This is a genomic window from Mariniflexile sp. AS56, assembly GCF_030552475.1.
Taxonomy (GTDB): Bacteria; Bacteroidota; Bacteroidia; order Flavobacteriales; family Flavobacteriaceae; genus Mariniflexile.
Genome location: NZ_JAUPED010000002.1, coordinates 177,968 through 202,375, shown reverse-complemented (window position 1 = coordinate 202,375; position 24,408 = coordinate 177,968). Strand labels below are relative to the sequence as shown.

The 24,408-nt window shown below is 33.7% G+C and carries 19 protein-coding genes; 3 read left to right on the top strand and 16 right to left on the bottom strand.

The features are described 5' to 3' along the window. Positions 1–235: 235 nt before the first annotated feature. From Q5N74_RS03550 to Q5N74_RS03540, 3 genes are read left to right on the top strand one after another with little or no spacing between them, the layout of a single operon-like run. Positions 236–3,568 carry a DUF2126 domain-containing protein gene (locus tag Q5N74_RS03550; protein ID WP_304387333.1) on the top strand — a complete coding sequence of 1,111 codons (3,333 nt, stop codon included), beginning with the start codon at positions 236–238 and terminating at the stop codon, positions 3,566–3,568. A 7-nt stretch (positions 3,569–3,575) separates the two neighbouring features. Then, positions 3,576–6,134 (top strand): circularly permuted type 2 ATP-grasp protein, encoded by a 2,559-nt coding sequence (locus Q5N74_RS03545; RefSeq protein WP_304387332.1) that lies wholly within the window; start codon positions 3,576–3,578, stop codon positions 6,132–6,134. Between the two features lie 2 nt (positions 6,135–6,136). Next, the gene (locus Q5N74_RS03540) at positions 6,137–7,027 is read left to right on the top strand and encodes a transglutaminase family protein (RefSeq protein ID WP_304387331.1); all 891 of its coding nucleotides are present in this window, start codon (positions 6,137–6,139) and stop codon (positions 7,025–7,027) included. Positions 7,028–7,044: 17 nt separating this feature from the next. On the opposite strand, the gene Q5N74_RS03535 is transcribed toward Q5N74_RS03540, so the two are convergent. The 16 genes from Q5N74_RS03535 to pfkA all read right to left on the bottom strand — a co-directional run bounded on the left by Q5N74_RS03535 (position 7,045) and on the right by pfkA (position 24,342). After that, positions 7,045–8,085, bottom strand: coding sequence for a serine hydrolase (locus tag Q5N74_RS03535; RefSeq protein WP_304387330.1), 1,041 nt, complete (start codon positions 8,083–8,085; stop codon positions 7,045–7,047). An 80-nt stretch (positions 8,086–8,165) separates the two neighbouring features. Next, entirely contained in the window at positions 8,166–8,621 is a 456-nt protein-coding gene (locus Q5N74_RS03530; RefSeq protein WP_304387329.1) for a hypothetical protein, read from the bottom strand. A 298-nt stretch (positions 8,622–8,919) separates the two neighbouring features. Further along, on the bottom strand, positions 8,920–9,696 hold the full coding sequence (gene speB / locus Q5N74_RS03525) for an agmatinase (RefSeq protein WP_304387328.1): 777 nt from the start codon (positions 9,694–9,696) through the stop codon (positions 8,920–8,922). Positions 9,697–9,941: 245 nt separating this feature from the next. Beyond that, entirely contained in the window at positions 9,942–10,625 is a 684-nt protein-coding gene (locus tag Q5N74_RS03520; protein ID WP_304387327.1) for a hypothetical protein, read from the bottom strand. Positions 10,626–10,629: 4 nt separating this feature from the next. Beyond that, positions 10,630–12,546: a hypothetical protein gene (locus Q5N74_RS03515; protein WP_304387326.1), complete on the bottom strand. Its 1,917-nt coding sequence runs from the start codon at positions 12,544–12,546 to the stop codon at positions 10,630–10,632. Positions 12,547–12,647: 101 nt separating this feature from the next. After that, on the bottom strand, positions 12,648–13,844 hold the full coding sequence (locus Q5N74_RS03510; protein WP_304387325.1) for a P1 family peptidase: 1,197 nt from the start codon (positions 13,842–13,844) through the stop codon (positions 12,648–12,650). Between the two features lie 82 nt (positions 13,845–13,926). Beyond that, the gene (locus Q5N74_RS03505) at positions 13,927–14,181 is read right to left on the bottom strand and encodes an FUSC family protein (protein WP_304387324.1); all 255 of its coding nucleotides are present in this window, start codon (positions 14,179–14,181) and stop codon (positions 13,927–13,929) included. Continuing rightward, positions 14,168–14,845: a YiiX/YebB-like N1pC/P60 family cysteine hydrolase gene (locus tag Q5N74_RS03500; protein ID WP_304387323.1), complete on the bottom strand. Its 678-nt coding sequence runs from the start codon at positions 14,843–14,845 to the stop codon at positions 14,168–14,170. Before Q5N74_RS03500 ends, Q5N74_RS03505 begins: the two co-directional genes overlap by 14 nt. A 793-nt stretch (positions 14,846–15,638) precedes the next feature. Further along, positions 15,639–17,072, bottom strand: a complete 1,434-nt coding sequence (locus tag Q5N74_RS03495; RefSeq protein ID WP_304387322.1) for a UvrD-helicase domain-containing protein — start codon at positions 17,070–17,072, stop codon at positions 15,639–15,641. Beyond that, positions 17,065–18,747: an ATP-dependent endonuclease gene (locus Q5N74_RS03490; RefSeq protein WP_304387321.1), complete on the bottom strand. Its 1,683-nt coding sequence runs from the start codon at positions 18,745–18,747 to the stop codon at positions 17,065–17,067. Before Q5N74_RS03490 ends, Q5N74_RS03495 begins: the two co-directional genes overlap by 8 nt. A 235-nt stretch (positions 18,748–18,982) precedes the next feature. After that, the gene (locus Q5N74_RS03485; RefSeq protein WP_304387320.1) at positions 18,983–19,573 is read right to left on the bottom strand and encodes a hypothetical protein; all 591 of its coding nucleotides are present in this window, start codon (positions 19,571–19,573) and stop codon (positions 18,983–18,985) included. After that, entirely contained in the window at positions 19,563–19,829 is a 267-nt protein-coding gene (locus Q5N74_RS03480; protein ID WP_304387319.1) for a hypothetical protein, read from the bottom strand. Before Q5N74_RS03480 ends, Q5N74_RS03485 begins: the two co-directional genes overlap by 11 nt. Before the next feature lie 183 nt (positions 19,830–20,012). Beyond that, positions 20,013–21,239 (bottom strand): ATP-binding cassette domain-containing protein, encoded by a 1,227-nt coding sequence (locus Q5N74_RS03475; RefSeq protein ID WP_304387318.1) that lies wholly within the window; start codon positions 21,237–21,239, stop codon positions 20,013–20,015. Positions 21,240–21,389: 150 nt separating this feature from the next. Next, positions 21,390–22,250, bottom strand: coding sequence for a BadF/BadG/BcrA/BcrD ATPase family protein (locus Q5N74_RS03470; RefSeq protein ID WP_304387317.1), 861 nt, complete (start codon positions 22,248–22,250; stop codon positions 21,390–21,392). Between the two features lie 83 nt (positions 22,251–22,333). Further along, positions 22,334–23,338 carry a type I glyceraldehyde-3-phosphate dehydrogenase gene (gap, locus tag Q5N74_RS03465; RefSeq protein WP_304387316.1) on the bottom strand — a complete coding sequence of 335 codons (1,005 nt, stop codon included), beginning with the start codon at positions 23,336–23,338 and terminating at the stop codon, positions 22,334–22,336. A 17-nt stretch (positions 23,339–23,355) separates the two neighbouring features. Beyond that, complete coding sequence (gene pfkA, locus Q5N74_RS03460; RefSeq protein WP_304387315.1) at positions 23,356–24,342, bottom strand: 6-phosphofructokinase; 987 nt, start codon at positions 24,340–24,342, stop codon at positions 23,356–23,358. Positions 24,343–24,408: the final 66 nt, after the last annotated feature.

Genomic DNA, 24,408 nt, shown 5'->3' with positions numbered 1-24,408 from the left:
CACTATTAATAAACCCTTATTTTAACAAAAACACTATTAATAATATGTGCTTTTTTAACTACAATTTATGAGATTATAGTAGTTTCCTGTTGGAATTCTATTATTTTTATAAAATTGAGATTACTTATGCTTTTTTTAAGACTTACTGCTTATATATTTGTAAATTACAGTTCACAAAAAGCATTTTCATTTCAATTTAAATATTAACTTACACTGTTTCTAACACTACTTTTAAATGGCTTTAAAAATTGTAATTTCACACAAAACACAATACAAATACGATCGTTCAGTATCATTATCTCCACACATTTTCAGATTACGCCCTGCTCCACATAGCAGAACCCCTATAGAAGCGTATTCCATAAAAATAAAACCCGAAAATCAGTTTTTTAATTGGCAACAAGACCCATTTGGAAACTATATGGCGCGTTTAATTTTTCCGGAGAAAACAAAGGAATTATCTATTGAAGTTGAAATTATAGCCGATTTAAAAACCATAAATCCCTTCGATTTTTTTGTTGAAGAGTATGCTGAAGAAATTCCTTTTAAGTACGATGTTACTACAAAAAAGGAACTTCTACCTTATTTAGAAATCACTGAAAACGGTGAATTATTACAAGATTTCGTAAGGTCTATTGATAAAACACCTCGAAAAACCATCTATTTTCTAATAGACATTAATAAAAAAATATATGAATATTTAAAGTACAATATACGCTTAGACCCAGGCGTTCAAAAGTGTGAAGAAACCTTAAAGCTTAAAAGTGGCTCGTGTCGTGATTACGCTTGGTTATTTGTACAGGCGTTACGCCATTTAGGCTTTGGAGCCCGTTTTGTGTCTGGATATTTAGTGCAATTAAAATCCGATGAAAAATCCTTGGATGGTCCTTCTGGTCCTGAAGAAGATTTTACGGATTTACATGCTTGGGCGGAAGTTTATCTTCCGGGAGCTGGTTGGATCGGTTTTGATGCAACTTCCGGTTTATTAGCTGGCGAAGGGCATATTCCATTAGCCTGTACACCTTCTTTTGAAAGTGCTGCACCTGTTTCGGGTATGAGTGATGTTTGCGAAACCGAATTCTTTTTTGAGAACTCAGTAAAACGTATTTTCGAATCGCCTCGTGTTACCAAGCCATATACTGAAGAGCAGTGGGATGAAATTTATAACCTCGGTTTTAAAGTAGAAAAAGAACTAGAAAAACGCGATGTGAGGTTAACCATGGGGGGTGAACCCACTTTTGTTTCTATAGATGATATGGAATCGCCCGAATGGAATACCGATGCCGATGGTCCACACAAACGCGAATTGGCAAAAAACCTATCTGCTAAATTATATGATGAATTTAGTAACGGTGGTATTTTGCATCAAGCCCAAGGGAAATGGTACCCTGGGGAACCACTTCCGCGTTGGTCTATTGAAATATGCTGGCGAAAGGATGGAAAAAAAATTTGGCACAATAAAGAGTTACTTTCTTTATTTTCAGACAATCCGCCACTACCTGAAGATGCCGACAAGCTCTTTTTAAACACCTTAACTACCTATTTAGGTGTCACGAATAGACATATCATCCCAACCTATGAAGATGCTTTTTACTTTATTTGGGAAGAAGGAAAATTGCCTGTAGACATCGATCCTACCAAGGATGATGGTGCTTTATTGGTGAAAAACAAATTAAAACAACTTCTAAACGACGGAAAATCGAAAGCTGTTGGTTATGTTCTACCTTTAAATAATTCACAAAACATCTGGTATACCTCTGATTGGAGTTTTAGACGTAACCATCTGTTTTTAATTCCAGGTAACTCGCCTATTGGACTACGTTTACCGCTAGACTCCCTTATAAGAAAGCCAGAACACGGTGAATTCCCTCGACATGAACCCGATAATTTCTCTAAAAAGAAAAAGCTTCCTAGTTTTAAAAATAGAGTGTCACGACGTTTTAAAGAGGTTAGTGAGCAAGGTATTTATGAAAATAATATTAATTATTTTATTCGCACTGGGTTATGCGCCGAAATTAGAGAGGGTAAACTACACTTATTTTTACCACCTTTAGATACGGCAGAAATATTTTTAGATTTAATAGCATCCATTGAAGCTACTGCAAAAGAACTGAACATCCCTGTTATTTTAGAGGGTTACGACCCACCTAAAGACAACCGTTTAGAATCGCTTAAAGTAACGCCAGACCCAGGTGTCATAGAAGTGAATGTACAACCTGCTAAAAACTGGGAAGAACTAACAAACAATACTTTAACCTTATATAGACTTGCGAAAGAATCGCGATTGGGTACTGAAAAATTCATGCTTGATGGTAAACATACAGGTACTGGTGGCGGTAACCACGTTACCTTAGGTGGCGTTACCCCTGCTGATAGTCCCTTGTTACGTAAACCTAGTTTATTGCGTAGTTTATTAACCTTTTGGCAACACCATCCTGGACTTTCCTATTTATTTTCTGGTGCCTTTATTGGTGCTACCAGTCAGGCGCCTCGTATAGATGAAGCGCGCATGGAAAATTTATACGAGTTGGAAATTGCTTTCAGTCAAATACCGAAAAACGGTGAAGTCCCTTTTTGGTTAACTGATAGATTATTCCGCCATTTATTAACCGATTTAACAGGAAATACGCACCGTTCAGAATTCTGTATAGATAAACTATATTCACCAGATTCTTCTTCTGGACGATTAGGTATTTTAGAATTACGTGCTTTTGATATGCCACCACACCCGCAAATGAGCTTAATGCAAAACTTGTTGGTTAGAACCTTGGTTTCTTGGTTCTGGAAAAAACCTTACGAGCATAATTTAGTACGTTGGGGCACCGAATTACATGATAAATTTCTAACAGAACATTATGTTCGAGAAGATATTAAGGACATTGTAACGCAACTTAACAAGGCTGGCTATCCATTTAAAGAAGATTGGTTTAACCCGTTTTTCGAATTTAGGTTTCCACTTCATGGAATGGTTGAAATAAACAATATCCATTTAGAATTGCGTGCGGCTATTGAACCTTGGAATGTTTTGGGTGAAGAAATGACTGGTGGTGGAACTGCCCGATATGTCGATTCTTCCGTAGAACGTGTTCAAGTGAAAGTCTCACATTTTACTGAAGAACGTTATGTGCTTGCGTGTAATGGCGTTAAAGTACACCTTAATAATACCGGTGTTAAGGGTGAATATGTGGCGAGTATCCGTTATAAAGCTTGGAACCCGCATTCCTCCCTTCACCCTACTATTGATGTTGATACGCCTTTAGTTTTTGATATTATTGATACCTGGAACAAACACTCCATTGGTGGCTGCACCTATTTTGTGGCGCATCCTGGTGGTCGTTCGTACGAAACCTATCCTGTGAATAGTTATGAAGCCGAATCAAGACGAATTAACCGTTTTTGGGAGCAAGGTCACACTCAAGGTGACGTGTTCGATGTCGAACAAATATCACAAGATGATAACAACTCTAGCAAGAATGTTCAAAAACTTGATAGCACCAAAAAATTTAAATACAAAGAATTACCAATTAATTTCGAATTTCCTTATACCTTAGATCTCAGAAAAAAATAAATGATTGATGCTGATCGATAAAAACACCCTTTTTAAAAACTACTTTTCTGCTGAAAGTAATTATGATGAAGTATTGAAATCTAATATGTCTGTAAATCCTAATTGGGACAAATTACTAAGTAATTTAACCGAAATAGGAGCCGAAACCTTAATCTCAAAGCAAAATGAGATTGATTGGTTAATGGATGAAAACGGTGTCACGTACAATGTTTATAACGACCCCAAAGGCATGCATCGCACCTGGGATCTAAACATTGTGCCTTTTCTTGTTCATCAAAAAGAATGGGAAACGATTGAAAAAGGTATCAAACAACGTTCAGAATTATTAAATCTGATATTGAAAGATATTTATGGAGAGCGCGAGCTTATAAAAAACGGCATCATTCCGCCTGAAGTTATTTATGCACACCGTGGTTTTTTAAGACAATGTGACCAAATTCAATATAAAACAGCAAAAAATCTATTAATTTATTCAGCCGATTTAGCACGTGGTCCTGATGGACGCATGTGGGTGGTGAATGATAGAACCCAAGCGCCTTCGGGCATGGGCTATGCTTTAGAAAATAGGTTTTCGACGAGCCGTGTTTTACCAGATGTTTTTAAAGATATCCATGTTAAACAGCCTACGCATTTCTTTTATGAATTTAATCAAATGCTTATTGAGTCGGCACCTCAAAATAAAGACAACCCCACCATTGTAATATTAACACCAGGTCCTTTAAATGAAACCTATTTTGAACACGCTTACATGTCTTCATTTTTGGGGTATCCATTAGTTACAGGGAACGATTTGGTGGTTAGAAGCGGTAAAGTTTGGATGAAATCTTTAAAAGAACTGAAACAAGTCGATGTGATTTTAAGACGAGTGGATGATGTGTTTATGGATCCTTTAGAGCTTCGTGAAGACTCCTACTTAGGTGTTGCTGGTTTATTGGACGTTGTAAGAGAACAGAAAGTAGCCATTGTAAACCCAATAGGTAGTGGCGTTTTAGAAAATTCTGGGCTTATCCCGTTTATGAACGTTATTTGTAAATACTTTTTTAAGGAAGATTTAATCTTGCCACAAATTGCATCCTGGTGGTGCGGACAAAAAAAAGAACGCGCCTATGTTTTAAACAACCTAACTAATTTGGTTGTAAAACGAATAGACCGATCAAATAGAGAAAGCATCTTTTTCTGTGAATTTTTAAAACCAAGTGAGTTAGAATCCTTAAAAAAGGAAATTCTTTCTAACCCTTTTGTTTTTGTAGCGCAAGAAAAAATATCATTTTCTACAGCCCCCGATTTTGTAAATGGCAAGCTAGAACCCCGTAAAGTGATGTGCAGAACCTTTTCTATTGCACACAAAGATGGCTATTCGGTCATGCCTGGAGGTTTAGTACGCGTTGCTGCAGAACGTGAAAACTTATTTGTATCCAACCAACGTGGTGGTGTGAGTAAGGATTTCTGGATTGTTACAGACAATCCACAAACCCATATTCAAAATTATTCATGGGACAGTACCTGTAGAATTTCCATTTCAGGCATTAACGATTTACCTAGTAATACCGCCGAAAACCTATATTGGTCTGGAAGGTATTTAGGCAGAGCCCTAGTGACCGCTCGATTTTTACGTACCGTGCTCAATAAAATGAGTAACGAGCAGTATAATAAACAAAAAACACAGTCTGAGAGTTTGCTTAATTTGTTTCAATCGGTTACAAATATTACGTCCACTTTTCCTGGTTTTATAGGTGAAGAAGGCGAAGCAGCCTTAAAAAATCCTTTAAAAGAAATTCGCTCGCTTATTATTGATGGGAATCGCATGGGAAGCTTTGCGCAGACACTTTCCAGTTTTAATAATTCATACTTCTCACTGCGAAACTTATGGTCTAAAGACATGTGGCGTGTTTTTGATGGTATTCAAAAAATTTGGAAACAGTTTGAGGAAGCAGACGACAAAAAGTCTACCGCTGCCCTTATCAAATTATTAGACCGTATTATTACCAGACTTATTGCTTTTATGGGCCTTATCGAAGAAAGCATTTTGGTTGAACAAGGCTTACTGCTATATTTTATAGGTTTACAAACCGAACAAGCGACCATGAATATAGCCAAATGTCGTTCTCTTTTAGTGATGAATCATAAAGAGCACACACAATACGAGATTTTGGAAGCTGTATTAAACAGTCATGAAAGCTTAAATATTTACCGCTACAGTTACAGGTCGTATTTAAGTATTGAAAATGTAATAAATCTTATTTTATTAGATAAAGAATACCCAAAATCACTCACCTATCAACTAAGGCGCATTCAAAAAGATATTGACAGATTACCACATTCTGAAGTTACAGGGAAAGCTACCGAATGTCAAAAATTCATTTCAGAAGCCAATTTTAAAATTAGAAGTTTGAAGATGGATTCTCTTTTAGAATTAGATACTGATGGGATTATTAGACAAGAACTAGATGATGCTTTGGCTGAATTAAGCGATTTATTGCATGAAATGTCTTTGTCTGTTTCAAACACCTATTTCAATCATGTGTACCAACAAAAACAATTGGTTAATCAAAATTTCCCCCTTTAATTATGGAATTTCAAGTTTCACATACCACCAGTTATGACTATGAAAGTGGCGTTACTTTTTGCCATAACATTGCCACATTAAAGCCTAAATCTATTTTAGGTCAAACCTTATTAGAATATGAGCTTGAAATTAGTCCGGAGCCTGCTGAAATTTCTGAACGATTAGACTTTTTTGGAAATACCATTACACGGTTTTCCATTCAAACACATCATACCGAACTAAAAGTAACTGCTAAAAGCAAAATACTAAGAGATTACGCCTTACAACCCGATATTGAAGATTCGGAAATAGGTAAAACCATCACTTTGGAAACAGCGTTAAGCACCTTAAAAGCAAATACACCCGAGCATATTGATGCCAAGCAATTTATATTGGAATCCATTTTTATAGCTAAAATTTCACCAGAAATAAAAGCCTATGCCGAAGTGTCCTTTAAACCTGACAGACCTATTTTTGAAGCTGCTTATGAGTTAATGGAACGTATTTTTACCGAATTTGACTTCGATTCTAGCTTTAGTACCATTGCAACCCCATTACAAGAGGTTATGACAGAGAAAAAAGGGGTGTGTCAAGATTTTGCGCAAATAGCCATTGCTTGTGTGCGATCTATTGGCTTACCGGCACGCTATGTAAGTGGTTATATTGAAACATTACCTCCTCCTGGAAAAATAAAATTGGTGGGTACAGATGCCTCGCATGCGTGGTTTTCCGTTTACATCCCAACATTCGGTTGGGTAGATTTTGACCCTACAAACAATCAAATACCAAAAAACCAACACATTACGGTGTCGTGGGGACGTGATTATTATGATGTGCCGCCACTAAAAGGCGTTATTTACAGCACTGGTAAAAATAAGATGAGTGTTGCGGTTGATATTCGTCCAGCTGTTTAAATACTTTTTTTAGTGGGTTACTTACTTCTTTGTTTTCGTACTATTTTCAAAACTCGGTTATACATAATTTCAGCTAAATTCCAATCATAGCCATCAAAATTGGTGGTATTATTAAATTGAATGACAACCGTATCTAGGTCTTCATGGTATTTTGCAATGCTTTGATAGCCCACAATTAGCCCTGTATGTTCGTACACATAAATGGCGCTATAAATTTCCTGTTCCCCTTCATTAAAAACAGAACCATCATTTAATGCTCTCAAAAACATGCCTACATCTTCAACGGTCGCAAGCATTAACCCCATATCTTCAGTCTTAAAATCTTCCTCATAACCAACATAATACCCACTCATTACACGGTTTATATCGACATCTTGAAGGGAACCGAAAGTATTTTTTAGCCCAAGCGGTATTAAAATTTCTTCTTTAATATATTGCTTATGGCTATACCCCAGCACTTTATCAATAAGATTAGAAATCAACAGATAATTGGTGTTTGAATACTTATAATCGGCATCGGGCTCAAAGTCCGCAGGTAAATCTAGTGCATAATCAAGCATGTCTTGACTGTTTTTAGGTGGCTTAGTCCAATAATCAGGATGTTCTATAAAATTAGGGATACCACTCCGGTGTTGCAGCATCATTTTTAAGGTGATGCGTTCGGCATTTTCAATGCTACCCTTTAGTTCTGGAAAGTAATCAGCGACGGTTTTATCCAAAGACAACTGTTGGTTTTTGACCAATTTTGCAGTGGCAACCGCCACATAAAGCTTGGTTATACTCGCTATTTTGAATAAGGCTTGCGGGTAAGCCTTTATCTTGTTTTTTCGATCATGCCAACCAGCTGCATAAAACTCGGGCGGTTTCCCTGCTTGGTCCACGTACACAATTATGCCATCAAACCCATGATCTAGGCTTTGGTTGAGTTGTTCTTGAACGGTATCAGGTAGCGGTAAAATCCAAGCCTTTACCAAAATCCATGGCACAAACCACAAAGAACCTATACTCGCCGTGATAAATAGGATTCTGAATAGTTGTTTTACGGGATTCTTTGCCATACTTTTTTGGACCACTGATTTAATTCGAATAGCTCTCCTTTATATTTAGACTTCACTTATAAGTTTCCTATGGAAACACTTTATGGTTTCATTTCAACTCTAATCAATCGAATTGTTTTCGTATTACTCAAGTTTTCAACTGAATGAGGTGCTTCTGGATTCTTATACATGGTTAAAGGAAAAACAAGAGGTTCTGGTATTTTTCGAGAATCCATAATCACATGCCCATCCGCATCACGATCTATAAAATCTCCTGCCTCCATAATATAAAGGACACTTGGCCATTGATGATGATGCACTGGTTCTAATTCATTTGGCGCAAGCGTTACTTCTAATACTCTTACTTTATCATTTTCTAATAAAATTTTATGATTATTTGGTGCAGAAACTACTGCATCTTGATCTTGAGGCCAATCAACAGGATTTCCTGACTTGTATAAAAGTTTTTGTTTATCAGTAACTTGTCCAAATACTGAAATGGTTGAAGCCGTGGTAATACAAAACACCGCTATGAGAACTTTGTAAAATGAATTCATTTTAGCTGATTTTAGTTTATAACGCCTACTCTAACCGGTTTTCGGCTTCCCCTTATTTATTTTCTATTTTTCTATCAATATTCAATATAACATTCAACAGTATTAATTCTAACAGTAAAAGGGACATCATTAGTTTGTTTTACAAACACTTCTTAAAGATACTGAAAATTCAGAATTTGATATATAAATATGAAGCAATAAAAAAATGCAAGAGTGTCCCTGAATGTAAATTTTAATCACATGCTAGAATTTTAACACCCTTGTAAACCGATTCACTGAATTAGAACAAGCTTCTGTCTTACAGTATTTTACCCAAAATCTCTTTCATCATTTTTGCTGCTAAAAAAGCGGTCATATTTTGAAAATCTCTATTCGGGTTATACTCCACAATATCAGCTCCTATAATTTCAGCATCGATGTTTTGAATTAAATTTATAACTTCTTTAGAAGTTAAGCCACCAGGTTCGTGATGTGACACTCCGGGTGCAAATGCTGGGTCGAACCCATCCATATCTAAAGAAATATATAAAGGATTCTCAAATTTTGGAATCCGTTTTAAATCTAAATCTTTCATTTGGTGAATTTCAACATGAAACTTTTTTGCTTGTTCCGCTTGATGCGGATTTAATGTTCTAATACCAACTTGAACCAACTTAACGGCAAATCCGTTTTCCATAATTCTTGCGAAGGGGCAGGCATGAGAATACTTGTCACCTTCGTAATTATCATATAAATCGCAATGTGCATCAATATGAAGAATGTCTAATTTGGGGTATTTCTCACTATGTGCTTTAATTATGGGAAAGGTTATGGAATGGTCGCCTCCTAAAGTAAAAACTTTAGCCCCTGTATTAATATGGTTTTTAGTTATTTCCTCAATATCAAAATATTCAGATATTTCAAAATCACCTCTATCATCAATGCGTGAATTTTCTATAGACCTTAAGTTTTCTGTATACATGTTTGCAGAACCACAATTCAAGGCTTCTCTTATTAACGGAGGCGCCAATTTAGGCCCTTTCTGGTAAGAAGATTTATCGTCAAATTTTATGCCTTGTATAATTATGTTATTCATTTTGATATAATTTGTTGCTAGCGGTTTTGTGGTTGATTCGTATCATTTAAAGTCGACTAGATTATTCGCTATGTATTAAGTTTTACCATTCTAATTCCATTCACTTTTATGAATACCCACAATTTATTATTAGAATAGTGCTGCATTATGTGTAAAGATTTCCCATAGAGAAATGAGGTTTACAGTACCTTTAACATTATCAATACCTTTTATTCTTTCAGTCGGTTGTAAACCTGCCAAAAAAATTAAATTGGAATTTCAATGCCTAAACCAGTTCTTAAACCAGACCAATTCGTTTTTACTGTGTCGCCATTGTTATTTTCTAAATGAAAGTCATTATTTTCTTTAAATTTCAAGGTACCTCCGAAGGTTATATCATAACCAAATGACACCCTAATAATACAGAAAGATATAGGATATTCATAAATTAATTTTCCTCCAGCACCATAGTTAATAGTTTCAAATTTTATGTTCTCATAAGTAACATTATCTGAAATTTGCGTGTAATTCTCTAACTTCATATTTGATAACATACTAAAACCTCTCAATCCTAAACTAAAGCCGGAATCTTTAAATAGTTCTATTTGGTACTCGCCTCCAAATGTGTACGCATTTAAAGGTTGGGTAATTCTAATAACTCCTGAATAGTCTGAATATGATATTTTCCCTCCTGTTGAGTTATAACTAAGAAAAAAGGACGTATTAATTTCGTTTATCTTATAGCCCAATGTAAAACCAATATTCGCGGGGAAATTATCATTAACCTCAATAGGGATTTCTGGAATGTCTTCTATAAATTCTTGCTGAAAAGACTTTAAAGAAGCATGTGAATACGTATTGTAATTAAGTTCTACAATAATATGACCATTTTGACTGTGACATATGAAAGAGAAACAGATAAACAAAAATAAGGCTGTTTGTTTTTTCATTTTTCTATTCATTTAAATAATGATCTAAATAGTATCCATAACTAGATATTAACTTGTTCTTTGTAAACCAATAGCCGCTAGGAGTTACGTCTGGACTCCATATTGAAACAACATTTTGCACTTCAATTCTTTTAACGTTTGTAGTTGTAAAATCATATATATAGACGTAAGAGGCTTGAGTATTGCTTATTCCAAATTCACTTCGTACAAGTAACAACTTCTTTGTGCCGGTGTTATAGTCCATAATATTAATTCTAGTAAAATCACTTAAAGTTGTTTTTGTTCTGGTCATAAAATCAAAGACAATTGGGTTTCCATCATAGGTGTTGTAAACACATTTGTTTTCGTCTTCAATAAATTCTACCAGATTTACAGAGTAATTGGTGTCTGCTGTCGAAATAATATTTACAGAGTTATTGGTGATTTCAAAAATAGAATTATTTGCAAAAAAATATTGACCACTTGCCGAAATTTTAAAATACCCCGTTTTATCTAAAGTGTAAAATTGTGATTTCGTGTTTGAATTATAAAAAGTTATCTTATCTGTATCTTCAATAACCACCATATTGTTTCTGTAAATTATTTGTCCGCTTTGTTCTCCAAAATCCGAAGGTGACCATTGCTTAATTATTGACAAACTATTTTTATCTACTAAAAAAGAAATGTTACCTACATTAAGTATTAAATTCCCCGTTGTTGGATCTATTGTTAGTTCACCTTCACTGCCATCTTCAACTATGGCAATTTGCTTTGAATTAATTACGGATAAATCATTAACATTCCTTTGTTCTATTGTATATCTTCTTTCACAACCAGCACAACTACGATATACCCGCAAAGTATATACTGCATTATTTAATTGACTGTAAATAAACTCATAGTATCCGCCTGGACCATAGTCCGATTGAAATTGTTTATTATAGGATATAAAGGAAGATATAGTCCCTTTATAGATCTCCGAAGTCCCAGATACTTTAAATAAATCAAGGTTAACATTAAAATCATAACTAGGAAACTTAATAGGTTCATTTACTATAATTTCACCTCCATACGGACTAATTTTATGGTTTGAATTGTTAGAAGGATTTTTAAAAACGTAATAGTCAAAATTACGATACAAAGTGTGCTTGGGTATAATTAATTTATATTGATTTTCATTTAAAATGCGCTTTTCTACTTCAAGTGGCTCTATAAACAAACTCACATTGTTACTTCTTGTACTTCCTCTAGAATTTTCAAGGTATATATAAAATTGTAAATCATGGCCTATTGGATCCTGCCCCGCTAGTGTGAATGCATAAACATTCTTGTCATTATATTTCAATTTTAACAATTCTTGTTTTGTTAGTGCTTGAGAATCGATATAGCCATTATTTGAAACTACAATGGCCGATACATCAAAATTAACCTTAGTAATAGGCTCCCAAGAAAGATAAATAGTACCATCAATAATTTCAACACTTGTCATTACTACCGTTTCTGGAATAGATTTATCAACTGTAAAATGGTATTCTTCCGTTTTTATATAAGCCTCAACACCACTTACATCGGCTAAACTACCAGAACCTGAAGAAAAAATATATTCAACTTTTAAAACATGATTTCCCTCGTCTAACGATTCTGTATCGACAATAAAATCACCTGTATTGGTTGTGCTCGTTTTGATTACAACATTATCAATTTGAATTATTATTTCATATAGGAGATGCTTGTTATTTCCATTATAATTAAAATGGATTTTTGTAGGAACGTAAAAAGTTTGATTATCACTGATGTCCTTCAAACTAATAGATGCTGTTGGATTTTTTTGGATGACTTCTACAAATGAATCTTCTGAAAATTCATAAGCACAATTTGATAAACTAATTAGTGTGGTAAAAATTAATAAAAGCTTATTAATTTTTTGGAGTGGTACTTTCATGTTTTTTGTAAATGTTTAATAACAGACTCATTTTAAGATTACAACTATAACGAAATAATGAACAAGAATAACCTTCCCTAATATCCCTTTTCAATACTAAACTATTCATTTTTTATAGTTACGTTTTTGTTTATTCTATTATATTTTTTAAGTGTTTTAATGAGTAAATCGTGCGGTAAAGCATACGCCGTATTTCCATTAATTCCTTCCATAGTTTCGGCTGCTACCATGGCATTGATAATTGCTTCTTCAACGACTTGAACCGTTGCCTCAAAAACGGGCATTAGTTGGTCATTAGACATAGATACCACCGTGGTGCTTTCATCGCGATTAAATGCCGTTTCATTTGCCGTAGAGAAGGCTAAAAAGATATCACCAGAGCCATTGCTTCCCCGTCCACCTACAATTCCAACACCTAATGGAATTCTTTGAGCAATTCTTTTTAATTGATGGGGCAAAAGAGGAACGTCCGTTGCAATAATCACTATAATGGAACCATCTCCTTCTTGTCTCCTTGATGTTGGTGGTGCATTAAATTTGTAGTTTAAGGTATCTTTTAATTCAATTCCAACAGGTACACCTGCAATAGATAAGTTTCTTTTTGCTCCAAAATTAGATTGAACTATGACGCCAACCGTATACGTTGAATCTTTTATTCTAAAAACTCTTGAAGACGTGCCAGTGCCTCCTTTAAAGCCCAAACACATCATTCCCGTGCCGCCACCAACATTACCTTCTGCAATCTTTCCGCTTGTGGTGTTATTTATGGCTTCCAATACATTTTCTTCTTTTACGTGAAACCCATAGATATCATTAAGAAAACCGTCGTAAGTTTCTGCAACTACCGGGTAGGTGTACCACCAATCTTCTCCACTATACCAATCGGTGTCTACATACCACTTCAATACAGCGTCGCGAACAACACCAACACTATTGGTATTGGTTATCATGATAGGGGTTTCTAAAAACCCAGATTCTGTAACCCAAGTTGTACCTGTCATTTCTCCATTTCCATTTAGGCTGTACCAATTGGCATAAACCGGACTAAATTTCTTGGCTTTTCCTCTCGGGAATATGGCCGTAACTCCAGTTCTTATGGGGCCTTTGCCTATATTATTTTCGCCGTCTCCCGAAATTATAGTGCTATACCCCACTTCCACGCCTTTAACATCTGTAATGGCATTAAACTCACCGGTTTTACCAACAAACGGAACTCCTAAATCTCTTGCTCTCGGTTTTTGTGCGTACAAATGGAAACACATGCCCATTACTATAAAAACTAAAAATGTTCTTTTCATGTTGGTTGGTTTTTAATGTGGTAAGCGCGCTCGCTTATGAATAATTGAGTGGTTTATCATTTTCACACAGTGCTCCCATCATTTATTTAATATTTCGCTCTTTTAAAACGGCTTTCAATTCTTCATCATTTTTCGATTTATTGACCATTTTATAAATGAAAAATAAAGGAATTAGCGTAAGAAACCCCCAAGTGTTTTTAGCAACACTCCAAACTACAATTCCAATGCAAAACCCAATTAACAACGCATTAATAAAGGTATCATATTTTAATTTCTTAGCTTTCTTTAAAAGCTCAACGTCCGATAATTCTAATAAATCTTCTCTATTCATTCTCATAATCATGCACAAATTTAATGTGAGAGCTGCTGGCCATCAGGTTAGGATTTGTTCCTTCCATTCCCTCAGGAATTGCATGGTTGCGTGTTCTATAATAAGTTTCCCAACTTGGCATGGGGTTTCCTGTGCTATCGTTAAACGTCATGGGGTGAGTAAGAAAAGGAATAGAATCTGTAGGGATATCTTGAGAAGAAAACATTTTATAAACTAATTCAGAGCAATAATAAGAATCGTCATTCCATAGAAAAATCTCATCATAAGGTGTATTGATTCTTTCCATTCCATACGCTATTGCTTTAGAAATATAGGGCTGGTAATAGCTATCCAGTCTTGCAACCGTGGTTTGAGATTTATTGAATTTATTTTTATTCCTGTTCAAAAACTTTATTAAAGGCGTTTGGCAAATGCCTTGTTTTGGAATCGCCTCCACGACAAACCATTTGTCATCTTTTTGCATTGCCATCCCTACATGCGAATAGTTTTTAGAAAAAGACGTAGCTGTTACATCTTTAATCGCATTATCTATTTCTCCTGTTCCCGTATTTTGAAACAGTAAATCCCCTTGTTCTAATTCAAAAATATTGGTTTTTTGATTGCTATTGCAACTGACCAAAACACAGGAGAATATAAGGAGGATACAAGCTTGCTTTAGGGTTTTATTCATGATTGTTTTGTTGTTTATTTTTAGGACGGGGCATAATGTTTTGCAACGTTTATATATGGCAAGTTGTGTGTTTATGTGCGAGGATTTTCCTAAAGAAAATCAGATGCTAGCAAACAAAGTAACTCACATTTGTTAAGATAAAACTAGTCATTTTTTATATACTGTATTATAGCCCGTTTTTTTTATTCTTTTTCAAACCTTAATTCACCTCCATTCATGACTATTTTTTTTCTTCTGATATATCTAACAGTATAATGGTCCTATTATTTTTGTCTATATTATAAGTTATTTTAATATTAGGTTCAAAGTCTAAATTTAAACTTCCTAATTCTTTATTAAATCCGTTAGTCCATTTCCCAATCACAACTCTTTTCTCGATAGAATGGATTAGTTGAATTTCTGCAATTGAAGCGTTAACAAATTATATCGATTCAATTTTAGAGCCATTATCATTTAATGATTTGTCCGTACTCACTTAATTCCACTTTCCTATTAATTCATTACTCATAAAATTTCTTTCACTATTTTTTTTTGATTTTTTGTTATCACAACATGTATAAAGAAGAGATAAAAGGATTGTAAATAGAATGGTTATTAAAGATTTTATGATTATAATTTTAAGATTTATATTATGATGTTGACTTATAGTTTCTTTAATGGATTATGATCAATGTAAGAAAAGCGTCACGATTAAAAACGAATTATCTATATTTAGCAGACTTTGTTAATATGCACAGGCTTTGAATTTAGCTCCAAACACCCTATATTTTTTATACATAGTTACTTGCTTGCTTTATTTATAGGGTAATAACTCAATTTTATTCGTGAATATTAAAAGTTTTTTTGACGCTCTTGTTAAAGCAACATAAAGATGTTTAGGACACTTAAATTTATGGGCATTTATTATAGCAACAGTATCAAACTCTAACCCTTTTGTTAATAAGGTTGTTCCGATACATCTGCCAAATACTTTACGACCAGTTCTACGGATTAAATTACGATTATTTGACATAGCAGATGACACTAAAATTTTATTCTCATCTGCTTCTCTTAAAGATTTAACAAATGAACTAAACAATTCTCTCCTGTGGGATTTTATACCTTGAAGTTCTTTTACTCCAATTAAAAAACAAGAAATTTTACTATAAGAAATATCATTTTTTAATTCTTTTATCAGTGACTCAAGATGCTTAACAGATGTACGATCTTTTTCTTCTCTTTTCTTTTTAAATCCTTTTTCATTAAACCACTTATCAAGCTCAGTTTTATTAAAAAGTTTATAGCTTAACTCTTTTAACTTAGAAAATATATTTTCATTTGTAATTTCATCAGCTGTTTTTGCTATTTTATAAAAGTCTTTATCATCTATTGATTCAATTAACTTTATACGATTATTAAATTGCTTAACTAATTTAAGTCTTGGGTAAATACTTGTGGAATCAGGATGTAAAATCAATAAATTTTCTTCTTGCAAGAGTTTCGTTATTTCTTTATAATAGTCCTTATACGGTATGTATAAATCTCGTTCATCAAAAGTAAATGTTTCAATTGATGGAAACTCAGCTAAATTAACTTCTTCTTGCTTAATTAAAGATTCTCTGATTTTTTTTAGATCTAATCCTAAGTTATTATTATTTCCTCTTAGCCAACGTTGGGGTTGATTTAAAGAATACTGATTATTAGCAAATTCAAGCATATCATTCTCAGCTTGCATATCAACAAGTTCTTCACCGTTGAAACCAAAGATTCCTTGTAAGTAATCACCAAGAATATGAGTCGGGAATAAATCAGCTAATGATGAGATTAACTCATGCTGTTGAGTTGTACAGTCTTGATATTCGTCTACAAATAAGCCAGAGTATGTTCTTGAAATAACATTCTTAATAAGTTTTAATTTAAATATTTCATTAGCTTTATTTATTATGAAAGGATAATATTCTTTACTATTCTCCTGAGAAGGTATGTCTATTCCTGTATAAAATGAAAGTACATACTTTTGAGCAAAACTCGTTATAGTTTCAATATTATAATTAGAAGAATGTATTTTTTTTTGTTTGAATTTTTCCTTCAAAGAAGCTACGCCTGCATGAGTGTGAGTAAGTATTAGTTGTTTTCCTTTCCCTTCTAGATGAATTAAACATTCTGATATAGTATATGTTTTACCAAATCCAGCTGGTGCAATTAACATACTTTTTTCTTTGGAAACAAATTCTTTGTAATCAATCATTTTCAATCCAATTTATTAATTGGTCAATTTGTTTCCCCAATTTTTTATCAAGGAATTTCTGTTTATATTTCAGGCTAATGTTACCAATAACTTCTCCATGGTCAGTTCGTTTAAACCACTCTTTATTTTTTACAATTGAAGATTTATAAATTGCATCTCTTAAATCATTAGAATCTATATCTTTCCAGTTTTCACCTAACTCTGATCTATATTTTGAATTTATTGATGCTTTAACACTATCCTCATCCTTTTCTTCTATTCTATATTCTATCAATTCTTTGATAGCATCCCAAGGTAAATCTTCAAAAATGTGATTTTCCATAGCTTTTTTGTCATCACTATCGATAATCGTCACACCTAAAGAAGAGAGAGAACTCTTTTCATCATTTATTTTCTGTACGTCAGAGTCACAGAATAAACAAACTTTATACCCTGCATTAAGAAACGCTTTAGTATAGTCAATTTGAGTTGAACCTCCACCGTTAGCGAATCGAACACCTTTAATAGCGGAATTAATACCTTTTTCAGTAATTAAATAATTATTTAAACCTCTGCAAAACCCTATTTCGGTTGGTCCTTCACAGACTAAAACCTTATTACTAAAGAAAGCCTCTGGATTACTACGAATGCACCCTTGTAAAGTTGAGTCAAATTCATAAAGTTTACTGTAGTTATTTTTTACTCTGAATAAATCAGTTGTAGTCAATTCTACTAATACGTCTCTAGAATGTGTTGTTATAAAAATTTGGCCTTTATTATCTCTTTTTAAAGTTTGGGCTAAATGCTGTGCTCTATCCGGTTCTAACCCTTGTTCTATTTCATCAATTAACAAAATCCCTCCGAATTTTGATAATTCGGTTTGGATAGCCATTGAAATTATTCTTTTAGAACCTTTACCTTTTAATCTAAAAGGAATTTTATCATCATGTAAACTAATTCTTTGATCATTAATAGATATATCCTTAAAGTCAATAGTTGTAGTGGTGGTGTCTTTAATATCTGCCCCCAATTTTGAGGCTGAATCTACTACTTTCTTTACAGTATCATCTAAATGATTGAATGAATTTGTGTCAATTTCTTGTTTTGCTTCTCTAAACGCATCAAGTATTATATTATTTTTTTCATCACTAGAATCATTTTGTTTTAATAATGAATACAATGGATTGCCTTTATTCCAAGAAAAGTGTTTATCTATATAATCTGAAACTAAAAACACGTTCAATTTAGCTCTATCGCTTGCTCTGACTTCAATTGCTTCTTGATTTTCTCGGTTATTAACAATTGACCATTTCGGCTCTAAATTTTTATCAACTATTAATTTTATTGTAAGTATTTCTTCGCAACCATCTTTTATGTCATCATGTATAATATTGGTATCCTTATCTAAGCCTCTTATATAAAGCCCATATTTGTTTTCATTAGTCAAACTAATTGGTAAATCATATAGTGAAGCCTCAATTTCAATTGGATTAGAAATATTTCCATTATAGAAATCTGTATCATAAAATGTTTGATTCCACATTGGAGATAGAACTTTAGAAATAGCGTCAAGAATAGTTGATTTTCCTGAATCTCCTCGCCCGATTAAACAGATGAAATCTGTAATACCAAAAACTTGCTCAAGTTTTTCAATTCCTCTGTAGTTTTTGATTTTTAAACTATAAATCTTTGCCATAAGTTTAGTCGAGGTTGTTTTTTATTGTTTGTAGGTACGCTTTTGCATAAGAATAGTAGTACTAAAAATAGACAGTTACTATTAGGTTAAACACAAGCCGAATTTTTAAATTTTTCTTATTATCCTTTTTTTTCTCAAAAAACCAAATTTAAAAATTTGGCGACTTCGAAAATGTTCCTTTTCCATTGGGTTAAGCACTCATTGCCCTATTATTTTATACGTTCTTGTGCTACGTTTATTCCGCTCTATTTTTAAATTCTATTTTGTAATTATCTGGCATTTTCCAACTATAATTTGAGAGAATGGTCTGGAAGACAATTGGCCAGTAATCAGAATTTTTATCAGATAATTTACTTTTGTTTTTTACTAAATATCTTGCAATTTCATAAACCGCATTGCGACCATTATATGCGTTTTCACTCTTTATAAAAGCATCAATAGACGAGTTTATATCCTTATCCAAAATTGATTGAAAGCCCAATTTTTCATATTCTTCCGCTTTAGACAAACTCGATTCTTGTTTAGTTGTAACTTTAAAGCTATTTACTATTGGGATTCCTCTTTCTTCTGCTAATTTTTCTCCCTTTTTTACGGTATTTGTATCTTGAGATGTTGATGTGATTTCTAAAATTTGATTTTGTATTTCAGTCAATTCTTTGATTTTTTCTACCCTTAAAGATTCAAGTTGTTGTACTTCATTCTTTTTTGTATTTATATCATCGCGTAAATTATAAGATTGATATATTAAGAACATATATCCAATTAACGTAGCGAAGATACCGATTGCTGTAAATTGACGAATTTGTTTATTTATTTTACTCATCATTTTTTTTATTTAAATTGAAAAAAGCATTCATAATATCATCCCAAATTTTAAATACACGGGAAAGGCAGAAAAAAATCGTACCACCTGGAGCCATTAGTGATAGAGCAGTTTTCCAGTCTCCGTTTATGAATGAAATTACAGCTACAACTAAAATAATTATTGCACACGCAGCAATTAAAATGAGATAAGTATATCTTTCAATTTTAAACTTATCAACTAATCTTTCAACATCTTGTATAGTTAATTCTTTTGGCATAATTGAAATATTTTATAAGTTAGTTTTTTTCTTAAATGTTGCACAACAATATTATATAGTAACTTCACCCCCTCACACCCCATAAACATATCAGGATACAATTAGTTTAAAATTACCATCGTCCGTAAATATAAAAATTAAATCTGTAAAAAATTACGCTACACCAATAAGATATAAATACTACTAAATATTTACTTGTTTTCCTGTAGAACCAGTTGGGTTTGGCGTGAGTTGGTAAATAAAACTTGGGTTTAAACCGGCTTCTTTGCGGTGAGAGACATACAAAATAGCGGTATCGGTTTCTTTAGCTATTTTATTTATAAGTTCGGAGAATAGTTTGGCATCGAAATCGTCTAGTCCGTTAGTAGGTTCGTCTAAAATAAGTAATGGTGGGTGTTTTACCATGGCTCTGGCTATTAATACCAAACGTTGGTGTCCTTTTGATAGGTCTAAGAAACTTTGCTTCCTAATATCGTACATGTGCAACACATGCAACCATTGTTCGGTTATTTTAATTTGCTCGTTGGTGGGCGTTTTATATAAGCCTACGGTATCGAAAAACCCAGACACGACCATATTCCCTATAGAATCTAAGCGTTTAAAACCGCGTAACATCTCCGATGAAAAATAGCCTATGTTCCTTTTAATATCCCAAACACTCTCTCCACTCCCCTTTTTCACACCAAACAAGGTAATATCTTGCCCGTATGCTTTGGGATTGTCACCATAAATCATGCTTAACATGGTGCTTTTACCCGAACCATTGGCACCGAGTAACTGCCAAAACTCTCCGCGTTTAATTTCCCATGTAATACCGTTTAAAATGCCACGTTCCTGGTAACTTACAGACACTTTATTGAATTTAACTAAAGGGTTGATGTGTTCTGAAATGGGTCTATAGGGTTGCGGTAAGGCTTCAACAAAGTTTATGGCTTCGTTTGTACTTGCAGTTTCTGTTCTGTTAAACACAACAAGCGCAGCGTCTTGTAATTTATAAGTAGTTTCTATAAATGGTAAAATCTCTTCTTTTCTATTTGTAATTTGAATGATGCGGGTGCTACTGCTTAAATCTGTGAGTGTTTTTTGAATAGCAGCTTGTTTTTCGACATCTAAATTACCAAACACATTATCTGCAATAATATAATCGGGCTTTTGTGCTATGATGTGATTTAACAAAGCCTTTTTACGCTCGCCTTCCGATGAATGCAGCAAACTGTTTTTTGTTTCGGTAAGCACATCAAAATGCCCATGAATCATTTCTTCTTCGATAAACTTATTCAGCGTAATTTCAGAAAAAAGTGCATGTTTTAAGTGTTTCAAATCTTCAAAAGTCATACCAGAACGAATGCGTTCTATCAATTGAAGTTTATCGTCGTTATTAGTGATGTAAATGGCTATGTGATTTTTCAATGTGTTTGGTTTTGGGTTCTAAACTAATACATTTTAATATAAAAAACAGGACTTCATAAAAAAAGACCTCACAGGTTTTACATACCTGTGAGGTCTCATTTCAAAATCGAAACATTCATTCCCGATTTAAAAGTTATGATTTATAGTTTTTTACAAGTTTTTGGTATGAAAAGCAACCAAACCTTCAATAGGTCGGCGTTCAAAATTACCAACTGTAAAGCCCATTTCTTCAGCAACTGCTTTAATTTCTTCTTGTGCAAAATAAGCTATAGAACCTGCAAAATGTACAGGAACCGTTTTAAGCTCTTCCTTATATTGCATGATGTAGTTTTTCACAAAAATGCGAATCCCTTCTTTAATAAGCGCAACAATGTACTCTGAGTCTTTATTTAAAAACATAAACTCGGCAAAGTTTGCTAAATATGCGTTGGGATTTGGCTGTTTGTAAATGTTGTATTTAACATAATCGGCTTCCATATTGAATTTACTACCAAAGGCTACTTTTATAGCTTCTGGCATTAAATTAAAATAGTAATCTCTTATTAACTGCTTCCCGTAATAGTTACCAGAAGCATCATCCATTAAAATATAGCCTAAAGACTGTACACGTTGGTGTAACTTAGTACCATCATAATAACTACAGTTAGAGCCTGTACCTAAAATACAAACCACAGCAGCTTCTGTATCGTGGCTAATCGTTCCATAAACAGCAGCCAAGGTATCTTCTTCTACCTTTACAATTGCATTTGGAAACACTTCTACCAAAGCACTGTTTACTATGTCTTTACCGCGATCTGTACCACAGCCTGCTCCATAAAAAAACACGTGAGTCACCTCTTTTCTGTGTGCTTTTAAATCTGGATTCTTTTTAATTAGTTTTTTTAGTTTTTCCTGTTTTAAAATTTCAGGATTAAGACCTTTAGTTCGTAACTTCTCTAAAAGTTGTTTACCGGTATTATCTACTGCAATCCAATCACTTTTTGTGGAGCCACTATCAACAATTAAAATCATGTGCTTTTAAATAAAAAAACTCCACAGACTTTGTACTAATACAATAAATCTGTGGAGTTCATAATTAATATTATTTTCTTAAATTATACTTTACTGATATATTGAGCAAGATCAACTAATTTAGTTGAATATCCAAACTCATTATCGTACCAAGATACTAATTTAAAGAAATTATCATTAAGTGCAATACTTGCTTCAGCATCAAAAACACTTGTCATAGTTTCAGACACGAAATCTTGAGAAACAACAGCTTCATCTGTATAGCCTAAAACACCTTTTAAATCACCAGATTCAGATGCTTTTTTCAATACTGCTTTTACTTCTTCCCAAGTTGCAGATTTTTCAGTTCTAACAGTTAAATCAACAACAGATACATCTGGAGTTGGAACTCTAAATGCCATACCTGTAAGTTTTCCGTTTAATTCTGGAATTACTTTACCTACTGCTTTTGCAGCTCCTGTAGATGAAGGGATGATGTTAGATAAAGCACTACGACCACCTCTCCAGTCTTTTCTAGAAGGACCATCAACAGTTAATTGTGTTGCAGTAGTTGCGTGAACCGTTGTCATTAAACCTTCGATGATACCGAAGTTATCGTTAATAACTTTAGCTAAAGGCGCTAAACAGTTAGTAGTACAAGATGCGTTAGACACAATTGTATCTGCAGCTGTTATTTTTTTGTTATTTACACCCATTACGAACATTGGCGCATCTGCCGATGGTGCAGAAATTGCTACTTTTTTAGCACCTGCAGTAATGTGTTTTTGTGCACCTTCTAAAGTTGTGAAGATACCAGTACAATCTAAAACTACTTCAGCACCAACAGCATCCCATTTTAAATCTTCTGGGTTACGTTCTGCAGTAATTCTAATTTCGTTACCGTTTACAACTAAGTTACCATTTTTTACTTCAACGGTACCGTTAAAACGACCGTGTACAGAATCATATTTCAATAAGTATGCTAAATGTTCAACATCTAGTAAATCGTTAATTCCTACTATTTCAATTTCAGGTCTACTTGCAGCTACTCTAAAAGCAATTCTACCTATTCTACCAAACCCGTTAATTCCTAATTTTAATTTTGACATAATCTTGTTTATAAATGTTAAGTGCTCATAATGTCTGAGACACGCAGTAATTCTAAATTTATTTTTGTTTTTCCTTTAATAGCTTTCTCGATAGGTGTTAATTCCATTTTACCATTAAGTAAACCAACCATAGAGTTTGTTTTACCTTCTAATAAAGATTCAACAGCTTTTACACCCATTCTACTCGCTAAAACACGGTCGAAACATGAAGGTGCACCACCACGTTGCATGTGCCCAAGCACCGATACACGTACGTCGTAACCATCCATATTTTGATCGACATAATCTTTCAGTTCGAAAATGTTTTTTCCTATTTTATCACCTTCGGCAACCACAACAATACTAGATGATTTACCCGATTTTCTACTTCTTTTTAAAGATTCTACAAGTCTATCCAACCCTAAATCTTCTTCCGGAATTAAAATCTCTTCAGCACCACCTGCAATACCTGCGTTTAAAGCAATATGCCCTACATCGCGCCCCATAACCTCTACAAAGAAAAGTCTGTTATGCGAACTCGCCGTATCTCTAATTTTATCAATAGCATCTACAACCGTATTTAATGCGGTATCAAACCCTAAAGTATGTGTAGTTCCAACGATATCATTATCAATAGTTCCAGGAATACCCATAATTGGGAAATTAAACTCCTGACTAAAAATCATGGCACCTGTAAAAGTACCATCACCACCAATAGTTACAAGGGCATCTACCTTTGCTTCTAATAAAATATTATGTGCTTTCTCTCTACCTTCTTTGGTTCTGAATTCTTTTGAACGTGCAGATTTTAATATAGTACCACCCTTGTTAATAATTCCTTTAACGCTACGGGCATTCATTTCTTTAAAATCGCCTTCCATTAAGCCTTCATAGCCTCTGTAGACACCGATACACTCTATATTATGGTAAGCACAGGTTCTAACTACAGCACGAATGGCTGCATTCATCCCTGGAGAATCACCTCCAGAAGTTAAAACCGCTATTTTTTTAATTGTTTTTGACATTAAATTTCAATTTTTCAAAGGTAAAATTACTAAACAAAAACCATATATCTATAGCATTTATTCTAT

Bases quoted from the DNA above. Each gene is read 5' to 3' on its own strand.
- Q5N74_RS03470 (WP_304387317.1), bottom strand. From the start codon at position 22,250: ATGATTTTAATTGTTGATAGTGGCTCCACAAAAAGTGATTGGATTGCA.
- Q5N74_RS03515 (WP_304387326.1), bottom strand. From the start codon at position 12,546: ATGAAAGTACCACTCCAAAAAATTAATAAGCTTTTATTAATTTTTACC.
- gap (WP_304387316.1), bottom strand. From the start codon at position 23,338: ATGTCAAAATTAAAATTAGGAATTAACGGGTTTGGTAGAATAGGTAGA.
- Q5N74_RS03490 (WP_304387321.1), bottom strand. From the start codon at position 18,747: ATGGCAAAGATTTATAGTTTAAAAATCAAAAACTACAGAGGAATTGAA.
- Q5N74_RS03480 (WP_304387319.1), bottom strand. From the start codon at position 19,829: ATGCCAAAAGAATTAACTATACAAGATGTTGAAAGATTAGTTGATAAG.
- Q5N74_RS03495 (WP_304387322.1), bottom strand. From the start codon at position 17,072: ATGATTGATTACAAAGAATTTGTTTCCAAAGAAAAAAGTATGTTAATT.
- Q5N74_RS03520 (WP_304387327.1), bottom strand. From the start codon at position 10,625: ATGAAAAAACAAACAGCCTTATTTTTGTTTATCTGTTTCTCTTTCATA.
- Q5N74_RS03505 (WP_304387324.1), bottom strand. From the start codon at position 14,181: ATGAGAATGAATAGAGAAGATTTATTAGAATTATCGGACGTTGAGCTT.
- Q5N74_RS03535 (WP_304387330.1), bottom strand. From the start codon at position 8,085: ATGGCAAAGAATCCCGTAAAACAACTATTCAGAATCCTATTTATCACG.
- Q5N74_RS03550 (WP_304387333.1), top strand. From the start codon at position 236: ATGGCTTTAAAAATTGTAATTTCACACAAAACACAATACAAATACGAT.
- Q5N74_RS03500 (WP_304387323.1), bottom strand. From the start codon at position 14,845: ATGAATAAAACCCTAAAGCAAGCTTGTATCCTCCTTATATTCTCCTGT.
- Q5N74_RS03545 (WP_304387332.1), top strand. From the start codon at position 3,576: ATGCTGATCGATAAAAACACCCTTTTTAAAAACTACTTTTCTGCTGAA.
- Q5N74_RS03540 (WP_304387331.1), top strand. From the start codon at position 6,137: ATGGAATTTCAAGTTTCACATACCACCAGTTATGACTATGAAAGTGGC.
- Q5N74_RS03485 (WP_304387320.1), bottom strand. From the start codon at position 19,573: ATGATGAGTAAAATAAATAAACAAATTCGTCAATTTACAGCAATCGGT.
- Q5N74_RS03510 (WP_304387325.1), bottom strand. From the start codon at position 13,844: ATGAAAAGAACATTTTTAGTTTTTATAGTAATGGGCATGTGTTTCCAT.
- Q5N74_RS03530 (WP_304387329.1), bottom strand. From the start codon at position 8,621: ATGAATTCATTTTACAAAGTTCTCATAGCGGTGTTTTGTATTACCACG.
- pfkA (WP_304387315.1), bottom strand. From the start codon at position 24,342: ATGTCAAAAACAATTAAAAAAATAGCGGTTTTAACTTCTGGAGGTGAT.
- speB (WP_304387328.1), bottom strand. From the start codon at position 9,696: ATGAATAACATAATTATACAAGGCATAAAATTTGACGATAAATCTTCT.